Raw genomic sequence first — 3035 nt, forward strand, 5'->3', positions numbered from 1 at the left:
TAAGACCAAAAAGCACTTTTTTGCAAAAGATTTATGGAGCTTTGTTGGTTGTAAGAGACGGATGATATCCAAAAATTTATAAATTTTGGTTTAATGCCCCAGCTTTTAAAATTTCATCCGCCAAATTTTCGACCATCGCGTCGTGATCGAGAAACCGTATTTGATCGCTCGGCGAAGGCCCGTCAAAAGGCTTATAAAGCACTGTTTTAGCCGGCGGCGCGTTTAAAATTTGATTAAAAACGTCAAATTCCGGCGGAAAGCTAAAATATAATTTTGGCTGCGCCGGTTCGCCGCCCAAAAGCCTTTTTGCGTAAATTACGCTGAAATTTTTAGCTTTCGGCAAGCTAATGCGCTCAAAAATCTCAAAAGACAAGAGGTAATGCGCCAAGGCATAAAGTCCGTGCGCGAAAAAGCTAATCCTCTTTTCAAATTGCGGCGCGGCGGTTCTGGCAACTTTTACACAAAAATTACTCAAACTCTCGCTCATCGCGGCCGCGTCTTTTTCGTGCAAGGCAAGGACGAATTTTACCGCTTCTCTTTCATTTATCGGCTTTTTGGAGTCCGCAAATCTACGCGCTTTTTTCAGTGCGGGCTCGAGCGATTTTTTATCGTCCCATAGCAGCGCCGAAACCAGATCGCTCATCACGCATAAAAATCTATATCCGTTCGTACTAGGCGGCATAGAGTGCGTCATTACGTTTTTTACGCCGTTCATGTCGCCGCACGCCAGCGCAAGAAACGAATGAATAAGCCTCTCACACTGATCGTACCCGCCCTCGCAGCCCGGTAGCAGCTCGTTTCTGGCGTACTGAAAAACTAGATCGTTTAGAGCCTCCACATCGCCGCTTTCTATACATTTTTCCAGCCAAATTTCATAAGGAATTTGCGGTATCGAAAAAGCCATCAGTTTTATCAACTCGCACAAAAACTCGCGCTCGCTCAAATTTTTCTTTTTTAGCTTAGCTAAAACTTCGCCGCACTCGTCCAAAAGCAGCTCGGTTTCGCTTTTTTGCGGTTTTTTAGATTGTGAAAATTTGCGGGAATTCTCCTGCGAGTCTTGCAAAAACGTTTTCATCTACATACTCCCTATTTTTATTTATTTTATCAAAAACTTCTTGCGCCAGGGGCAAATGCGCGCCGTATCTGGCCAGATAGAGCCAGTCTAGCCCTTCGCACGGCGTTTTGGAAAGCGCCTTGCCGCCTTTAGTAGCCCTGGCCGAATACTCCAAAACAAAAGGCAAGGCCGAGTGCGCCCCGTCCTCTTTATATAAAATCCCCGTCATTGCGTAAAATTTAGCGCGGTACTCTTTGCAAGAAAGCAAACTCGCCAAAAAGCCGTTCTCGACGCCGTCAGCTAAAAACGCGGTAGTTAGAGCCGCATTGCCTTGTACATCTAGACTTTTAAATTTGGCGGCGCATTTTAGAGCGGGTATCGCACGCACCGTGCCTAGCTCGCGCAGGGCAACGGTAGCCCAAAGGAGGTCAAATTTATCCTGCGAGCTTTGCAAAACCTCTATCAAATTTGACTCGTCGTAGGGGATTTTGCGGCTTTTGAAGTGATCCGCGGCAGCCTCGTTGCGCGCCCTCATCTGCCCAAACCACTCGCTTACGTGATCGTCAAGCTTTTGCATTTTATTCCTTTAAATTTAGGCAATTGTAGCGTAAAATTTAACCTCGTTTTAGGTATAATCGCCCAAATTTAAGCAAACTCAGGATAGAGATGGCAGGCGAAGACCAAGAAAAAACCGAAGAACCCACCTCCAAAAAGATCGAAGACGCGCGCAAGGACGGCAACGTCCCCAAAAGCCAAGACCTAGCCGGCTTCGTCACGCTCGCGGTCGCGATCTTTGTCGTTGTGGCACTTCTTGGCTTCATCGGCGATCAGTTTTTCACGCTGTATAACTACTATCAGAGTCTAATCGGCCAGGAGTTTACGCGCAAGCTACTCTTTAGCGTCGCGATCACGACGATATTTCGCACGCTGCTCATCATCCTACCTATCGCCGTTTGCATCGCGATCGCGGGCGTCGTCGCCAACCTCATGCAGTTTGGATTTATATTCACAACCAAGCCTTTAGAGCCAAATTTAAACAAAATCAATCCGATAAAAGGGCTCAAAAATCTCTTTTCTCTTAAAAAACTGATAGACGGCATCAAAATGGTGCTCAAGGTCACGGCGGTTTTTACGGTCGGATTTTTGATGTTTTTAAGCTTTATCAAAGAGTTGCCGCATACGCTGTTTTTCTCGATGGCGGCGCAGCTAGCGTGGCTAAAAGAAAAAATGCTGATTTTAGCTGCCGTGATGCTAATAGTAATGTTTATCATCGGGCTTCTTGACGTGCTGATCGTGCGTTTTCAGTATTTTCGCGACCTAAGAATGAGCAAGCAAGAGATCAAGGACGAATACAAACAAATGGAGGGCGACCCGCAGGTCAAAGGTCGCATCCGCCAGCTGCAAATGCGAGCCGCGCGCAACAGAATGATGCAAAATATCCCGCAAGCAGACGTCATCATCACAAACCCGACCCACTACGCCGTTGCGCTTCGCTACGATAAAACAAAGGAAAAAGCACCCGTGATCCTCGCTAAAGGCGTGGATTTTCTAGCGCTTCGCATCAAGCAAATCGGAGTGCAAAACAACGTCAAAATCGTCGAAAATCCGCCGCTAGCGCGCGAGCTATACAAGATGTGCGAGGTAAACGATATGATCCCCGCAGAGCTCTTTCGCGCCGTCGCCGAGGTGCTAAGCTTCGTTTATATAAGCGACAAACAAAAATTCGGCGATAGGCTGAAGTGAAATTTAAATTTGACTTTTTTGGCTGTAAATTTGAAGCCGAATTCGGAGTCAAATTTGCACCGCTCAAATTTGGATAAATTTTAGAATTTTACTCGCCGAGACCCGCATCTTTAAGGCGCTAAATTTGGTTTTATCAAATTTAGCATTGTAAATTAAGTTCTTTGAGTAAAAAACAACCATCTAAGGTTGTTTTTTACTTTGTTGTAAAGGGGGTGGGGGCTTGAATGGCGAAGTCGCT

At 46.0% G+C, this 3035-nt stretch carries 3 protein-coding genes; 1 reads left to right on the top strand and 2 read right to left on the bottom strand.

The window, feature by feature from the left end; translation table 11 throughout:
• Positions 1–76: 76 nt before the first annotated feature.
• Positions 77–1075 (bottom strand): hypothetical protein, encoded by a 999-nt coding sequence (locus tag Q0546_RS11525; RefSeq protein ID WP_298793185.1) that lies wholly within the window; start codon positions 1073–1075, stop codon positions 77–79.
• Positions 1020–1631 carry a hypothetical protein gene (locus Q0546_RS11530; RefSeq protein ID WP_298793187.1) on the bottom strand — a complete coding sequence of 204 codons (612 nt, stop codon included), beginning with the start codon at positions 1629–1631 and terminating at the stop codon, positions 1020–1022. Before Q0546_RS11530 ends, Q0546_RS11525 begins: the two co-directional genes overlap by 56 nt.
• An 89-nt stretch (positions 1632–1720) precedes the next feature.
• On the opposite strand from Q0546_RS11530, the gene flhB reads away from it, so the two are divergent.
• On the top strand, positions 1721–2797 hold the full coding sequence (gene flhB, locus Q0546_RS11535; protein WP_298793189.1) for a flagellar biosynthesis protein FlhB: 1077 nt from the start codon (positions 1721–1723) through the stop codon (positions 2795–2797).
• The last annotated feature ends 238 nt before the right edge of the window (positions 2798–3035 follow it).

Source organism: uncultured Campylobacter sp. (genome assembly GCF_937997465.1).
GTDB lineage: Bacteria > Campylobacterota > Campylobacteria > Campylobacterales > Campylobacteraceae > Campylobacter_A.

Excerpts from the sequence above, each read along its gene's own strand:
- Q0546_RS11530 (WP_298793187.1), bottom strand. The coding sequence starts at position 1,631 with ATGCAAAAGCTTGACGATCACGTAAGCGAGTGGTTTGGGCAGATGAGG.
- Q0546_RS11525 (WP_298793185.1), bottom strand. The coding sequence starts at position 1,075 with ATGAAAACGTTTTTGCAAGACTCGCAGGAGAATTCCCGCAAATTTTCA.
- flhB (WP_298793189.1), top strand. The coding sequence starts at position 1,721 with ATGGCAGGCGAAGACCAAGAAAAAACCGAAGAACCCACCTCCAAAAAG.